4 protein-coding genes are annotated in these 5916 nt (G+C 75.5%); 3 read left to right on the plus strand and 1 reads right to left on the minus strand.

Going from position 1 to position 5916, the window contains the following annotated elements; all coding sequences use genetic code 11:
* A partial coding sequence (locus tag MNY60_RS23110) for a response regulator (RefSeq protein WP_242362014.1) occupies window positions 1-1973 on the plus strand: 1973 nt, incomplete at its 5' end.
* 109 nt (window positions 1974-2082) lie between these two features.
* Here the strand turns inward: MNY60_RS23110 and MNY60_RS23115 are convergent.
* Window positions 2083-4176, minus strand: coding sequence for an OPT family oligopeptide transporter (locus tag MNY60_RS23115; protein ID WP_242341374.1), 2094 nt, complete (start codon window positions 4174-4176; stop codon window positions 2083-2085).
* Window positions 4177-4327: 151 nt separating this feature from the next.
* Here MNY60_RS23115 and hemW point away from each other — a divergent pair, with 151 nt between their 5' ends.
* Both hemW and MNY60_RS23125 read left to right on the plus strand, forming a co-directional pair.
* Window positions 4328-5467 (plus strand): radical SAM family heme chaperone HemW, encoded by a 1140-nt coding sequence (gene hemW / locus MNY60_RS23120; RefSeq protein ID WP_242356720.1) that lies wholly within the window; start codon window positions 4328-4330, stop codon window positions 5465-5467.
* Between the two features lie 11 nt (window positions 5468-5478).
* Window positions 5479-5910, plus strand: a complete 432-nt coding sequence (locus MNY60_RS23125) for a TfoX/Sxy family protein (protein WP_242356721.1) — start codon at window positions 5479-5481, stop codon at window positions 5908-5910.
* The last annotated feature ends 6 nt before the right edge of the window (window positions 5911-5916 follow it).

Consider the following 5916-nt stretch of genomic DNA (forward strand, 5'->3'; position numbering starts at 1 on the left):
CGCCGCTCGCGGCGCGCCCGGCTCCTCCCGCGCCGGCCTCGCCTCCGCCGCCCCCCGGGGCCCGGCCGCAGGCGGCGCTCGGGCGGGTCAAGGTGGCCGGCGCTCGCGCCGATCCGGGCGACGTGTTCGCCGACTTGCCGCGCGATCCCGCCCCGCCGAAGGGGACGCCGGAGGAGAAGCTCGAGTACTTCCGCGAGCGGCTCCGGGCGCGGGACGCCTTCTTCGCCCGCGTGCGCGACGCGTTCGGAGAGCTGAAGGCGCAGGCCGCCGAGCTCGCCGGCGAGCGCGACGGCCTCGAGCGCGAGCTCGACGCGGCCCGCGCCCACGCCGACGAGCTCGAGCACGCGCTCGCCGACGCCCGCGCCGAGGGCGAGGCCCACGCCGGGCGCGCGGCGGACGCGCTCCGCCGGCTCGAGGAGAGCGAGGCGACGCGCCAGTCGCTCTCCGACGTGCTGTCGGAGACCATGCAGGAGGGCGAGGCGGCCGCGCAGGAGGGGGCGGCGCGGGTCGCCACCGCGGACGCCGAGCGGGCCCGCCTCGAGGCGGAGCTCGCCGAGCGCGGCGAGGCGCACGCGCGCGCCGTGGCCGCGCTCGAGGCCGAGCGGGCGGACGAGCGCGCTCGCCTGGAGGGCGCGCGCGCCGGGGCGGAGGAGGCGCACGCGCGCGCGATGGCGGAGCTCGAATCCGCGCGCGCGGCCGAGCGGTCCGAGGCCGACGCCCGGCTCGCCGCGCTCTCCGGGGAGCGGGACACGCTCGCCGCCGAGGTGCGGCGGCTCATGGGCGAGCTCGCGGCGAAGCTCGAGCAGGCCGCGGACGCGCGGCTCGCCGTGGAGGGCGACGCGGAGGCGCTCCGCGCAGAGCTCGCCGAGGCCCGCGGCCGGGAAGAGGCGGCCCAGGCCGACCTCTCCGAGGCGAGCGGGCGCATCGAGGCGCTCGAGGCCGACGCGGCGGCGCAGGCCGAGGCGGCCGCGCGGCTCGAGGAGGAGCTGCGCCGGGCGCAGGCCGAGGCGCGCGCCTACGACGAGAAGGCGATCGCCGCGGAGCACGCGTACGAGGCCAAGGTCGCCGAGCTCGCCGCGACGGAGCAGCGGGTCCGCGATCTCGGCGCGGCGCTCGACGAGGGGCGGGCGTCCGTCGCCGGCACGAAGGGCGAGCTCGCGCGCGTGGAGGGGGCGCGGGCCGACGCGGAGCGGCGCGCCGCGCAGGCCGCCTCGGAGCGCGATCAGCTCGCGAAGGCGGGCGAGGCGGTGCGGCGGGAGGCCGACGCCGAGCGCGACCGGACGAGGCGGCTCGAGGCGGAGATCGCGCGGCTCGCGAAGCTCGAGCCGGTGGCGGAGGAGGCGGCGCGGCTGCGCAAGGAGGTCGCGACGCTCAAGGAGATGGTGCAGCAGCGGAGCGCGGCCGCCGAGAGCGCCTCGCGCGCCGCCCAGGCGGCCGCCGCGGAGCGGGCGCGGGCCGAGGAGCGGCTCGCGGTCGACACCGGCAAGCTGCAGGGAGCGACGAGCCGGCTCGAGTCGGAGCTCTCCGCGGCGCGCCGGCGGCTCGAGGAGCTCGAGCGCGAGCGGGGCGCGCGCGAGGACGAGGCGCGCCGGTCGCAGGAGAAGGGCGAGGAGCGCCGGCGCGCGCTCGCCTCGGGCGCCTCCGAGGCGGAGAAGCGCCACCAGGCCGAGGCGGCGCGGCTGCGCGCGGCGATGGTGGAGCTCGAGAAGCACCTCGAGACGCGTGCGCGCGCGGAGCTCTCCCTCAAGCGGCGCGTGCAGGAGCTCGAGAAGGGGCAGGCGAGGCCCCCGCCGCCGCCCGCGCCGCGGGCGGACCCGGCGGAGCTCGCGGCCCTGAAGGCGCGCGTCGCGCAGCTCGGCGAGGAGCTCGAGGAGGTCCGCGGGGAGAACGACTTCCTGAACGGCGAGGTCGCCCGCCAGCAGGCGCGCAACAAGGAGCTGCAGAAGCAGATCGACTCGCTGAAGGAGTCCTGAGCCCGCCTCTTGCGCCGCCGCGGCGGCGCCGAGGCCGCCCGCGGGAGCGCAGGGGCCGCGGCGCGCCGTCGTCGAGGCGGGAGCGCAGCCTCGTGCGCTCCGCCCATCATCAGACCGCCGGCGGCTTCGGCTGCGCCCTCCGCGCGGCGCGGAAGAGCATGAGCGCGAGCGCGGCGAAGAAGAGGACGCCGAGGAGCGCGAAGCCCTCCTCGCCGATCACGCCGCTGATGCGCGGCTCCATGTTGAGCGTCTTCTCGATGAAGTGGTTCACGCCGTCGTTCACGTTGAGCAGCGCCACGATGACGCCGGTGAGCGCTCCGCCGGCGACGAGGCCGGTCGCGAACAGGCTGCCGCCGCCGAGCTCGCCCTCCTCGGCGGGCTCACCGCGCCGCGCCGCGAGCCAGTCCACGACGCCCTTCAGCGCGCCGCCCACGAAGATGGGGAGCGTCGTCGAGAGCGGCAGGTACAGGCCGACCGCGAAGGAGAGCGACTTCACGCCGCAGAGCTCCATCGTCACGGCGAAGAACGCGCCGGCCAGCACGAAGTGCCAGTCGAGGTTCAGGGAGAGGAGGCCCTTGATGAGCGTCGCCATGAGCGTCGCCTGCGGGGCCGGGAACTTCTCCGTCCCGATCATGTGCTGCACGCCCTGCGCGGCGAGATCCGCCGTGGGCGTGTCGAGCACCTTCACGGTGAGGCCGATGACGAGGGCCGAGAAGACGGCGCCCACGAAGAGCGCGATCTGCTGGTACCGGGGCGTCGCGCCCACGAGGTAGCCGGTCTTGAGATCCTGGCTGGTGGCGCCCGCGTTCGCCGCGGCGATGCAGACCATGCCGCCCACCACGAGCGCGAGCGGCTCGTAGGCCGACCCGGTCCAGCCCACGCCGACGAACACCATCGCCGTCGCCATGAGCGTCGCGATGGTCATGCCGGAGATCGGGTTCGACGAGGACCCGATGAGCCCCACGATGCGCGACGAGACCGTCACGAAGATGAAGCCGAAGACGATGACGAGGAGCGCCACGAGCAGCTTCTGGAGGATCGACTCGCCCGGGACCTGCGGGAGCAGGACGAGGAGGAGGACGAGCCCGACGCTGCCGATGATGACGGTGAGGAAGGAGAGGTCGCGCTCGGTGCGGCGGACGCCCGCGGCGGCGGCCTTGTCGCCGAGCGAGCGGATCGAGTCGCGGAGCGAGGCCCAGATGGTGGGCAGGGTCTTGAGCAGCGTGATGAACCCGCCCGCCGCCACGGCGCCCGCGCCGATCTGGCGGATGTAGGCGCGGTAGACCGCGTTCGGCAGGTTCGAGAACGTGTGCGCCACCGGGTCCCAGCCGCCCGGGCCGCCGGCGGTGGCGAGGTCCTTCATGTTCCCGAGCTTCACGAGCTGCCCGGCCATGACGTCCGCGGGCACGAGCACGGAGAGGAGCGGGATGAGCGCGAGCCAGGCGAGCACGCCGCCCGCCACGAGCACGCCCGCGATGCGCGGCCCGATGATGTAGCCGACGCCGAGGTACTCGGGGGTGATCTCCCCGTTCACCGTCGCGTTCGGCAGCCACTTGTTGGTCTGGCGCGTCACCCACGCCGGGCTCTCGGCGATGACGTGGAAGACCTTCTGCAGCACGGCGTAGCCGAGCGCGAGCCCGACGCCCTGGAACGCCGTCCTCGCGAACTCGCCGCCCTTGTCGCCGGCGATGAGCACGGACGCGCAGGCGGTGCCCTCGGGGTAGAGCAGCGACCCGTGCTCCTTCACGATGAGGGAGCGCCGCAGCGGGATCATCATCAGGACGCCGAGGATCCCGCCCACGAGCGAGAGGGCGAACAGCGTCACGTAGTCGAAGTAGCCCGCGCCGATCGAGAGCTTGGTCGAGGGGTCGGTGGAGAGGAAGAGGAACCCGGGCAGCGTGAACACGACGCCGGCGGCGATCGACTCGCCCGCCGACCCCGCCGTCTGGATGATGTTGTTCTCGAGGATGGAGGTCTTGAGGAACTTCCGCCCGAGCGAGATCGCGATGACCGCGATCGGGATCGAGGCCGAGACGGTGAGCCCGGCCTTGAGGGCGAGGTAGACGGTCGCGGCGCCGAAGAGGATCCCGAAGAACGCGCCCGCGACGATGGCCTTGGGCGTGAACTCGGGGAGCCGGGTGTCGTCGGCGATGTAGGGCTTGAAGTCCTTCGGCGGCGGGGGCGGGGCGGCGAACTCGGCCATTCGGGGTCCTCGCGACACGGTTCCGGGTTGCGGGGCGTCAAGAAACCACGTCTCCCGGGCGATGTCGACTCTCGGGTCAGCCGCGCCGCGCCGCCCTCCCCTCCGCACGGCGAGCCGGGATCCGCGCGCCGCATCGCGCTATGAAAATGGCATGGCGCGCCGCTTCGGCATCTACGTGCACTTCCCCTACTGCGCGCACCACTGCCCGTACTGCGACTTCGCGGTCTCGACCGAGCGACCGCCCGAGGGCCGCAGGTACCTCGCGGCGCTCACGGCGGAGCTCTCGCTCCGCGCGCCCGCGCTCGACGGCCTCGCCGCCGTGAGCGTGTACCTGGGCGGCGGCACGCCGTCCCTGTGGGAGCCGGACGAGGTGGCGGCCCTCCTCGCCGCCCTGCGCGAGCGCTTCGCCCTGCCCGCCCCGGCCGAGGTGACGATCGAGGCGAACCCGGAGTCGACCGACCGGGCGAAGCTCCGCGCCTGGCGCGCGGCGGGGGTGAATCGCGTGTCGGTGGGCGTGCAGTCGTTCGACGCGGGCGTGCTCGCGAAGCTCGGCCGCCGGCACGGCCCCGACGCGGCGGAGCGGGCCATCCGCGCGGCGGCGGAGGAGCTCGGGAACGTGAGCGTCGATCTCATCTACGGGGCGCGCCGCTCCTCGGTGGAGACCGCGCGCAGGGACGCGGCGCGGGCCGTGGAGGCCGGGGCGACGCACGTGTCCGCGTACGCGCTGACGCTCGACCCCGAGATCATGGCGGAGGAGGTGCCCCTCGCGCGCCTGCGCCGCGAGGGCCGGCTCCCCCTCCCCTCCGACGAGGACACCGCGGCCCAGTCCGCCGCGATCCGCGCGGAGCTCCGCCGCGCCGGGCTGCGCCGCTACGAGGTCTCGAACTACGCGCGGCCCGGCCGCGAGTCCTCGCACAACCGGCTCTACTGGAGCGCCGAGAGCTACCTCGGGCTCGGCGCCGGCGCGTACGGCTGCGTGCGCGGCGAGGGCGGGTCGTACCGGTACGGGAACCTCCGCGACGCCGGCGCGTACCTCGACGCCGCCCTCTCCGGGCGCGCGCCGACGGCGGAGGAGGACCGCATCGGCCCGGTGGCGGAGCGGAACGAGCGGCTGATGCTCGGGCTCCGCACGCGCGAGGGCGTGCCGCTCGCGTCGCTCTCGCCCGCCCAGGCGCGCGAGGCCGAGGGGCTCGTGGCGCACCGGCTCGCGGTCCGCCGCGCGGGCGCGCTCGTCCTCACGAGCCGCGGCCTCGACCTCCACACGTCGATCGCGGAGCGGCTCCTCGAATAGGAGAGATGGACATGGCGAACACCGCAGCCTTCGTGGAGCACGCGCTCGATCTCCTGTCACTCGCGGGGCCCGCCGAGGCCCGGCGAATGTTCGGCGGGCACGGGCTCTACGTCGGGGACGCCATGTTCGGGCTCCTCGACGACGACGAGCTGTTCCTCAAGACCGACGCCGAGACCCGCGCACGCTTCGTCGAGGCGGGCTGCAAGGCGTGGGTGTACCCGCGCCGGGACGGCAGGGTGGAGCAGACGAGCTACTTCCAGCCCCCCGACGCCGCGCACGAGGAGCCCGAGGCGATGCTCCCGTGGGCGCGCCTCGCCATCGACGCGGCGCTCCGCGCGCGCGCGGAGAAGGAGGCGCGCGCGCGGAGGAGCGCGAAGGGGCGCGCGCCCGCGAGGCGGAAGCCGGCGCCGGCGGCGAAGCCGCGCGCGCGCCGCGCGCGGTGAGGCCCG

The organism is Anaeromyxobacter sp. SG17 (genome assembly GCF_022690695.1).
In the GTDB taxonomy this organism is placed as follows: Bacteria; Myxococcota; Myxococcia; order Myxococcales; family Anaeromyxobacteraceae; genus Anaeromyxobacter; species Anaeromyxobacter soli.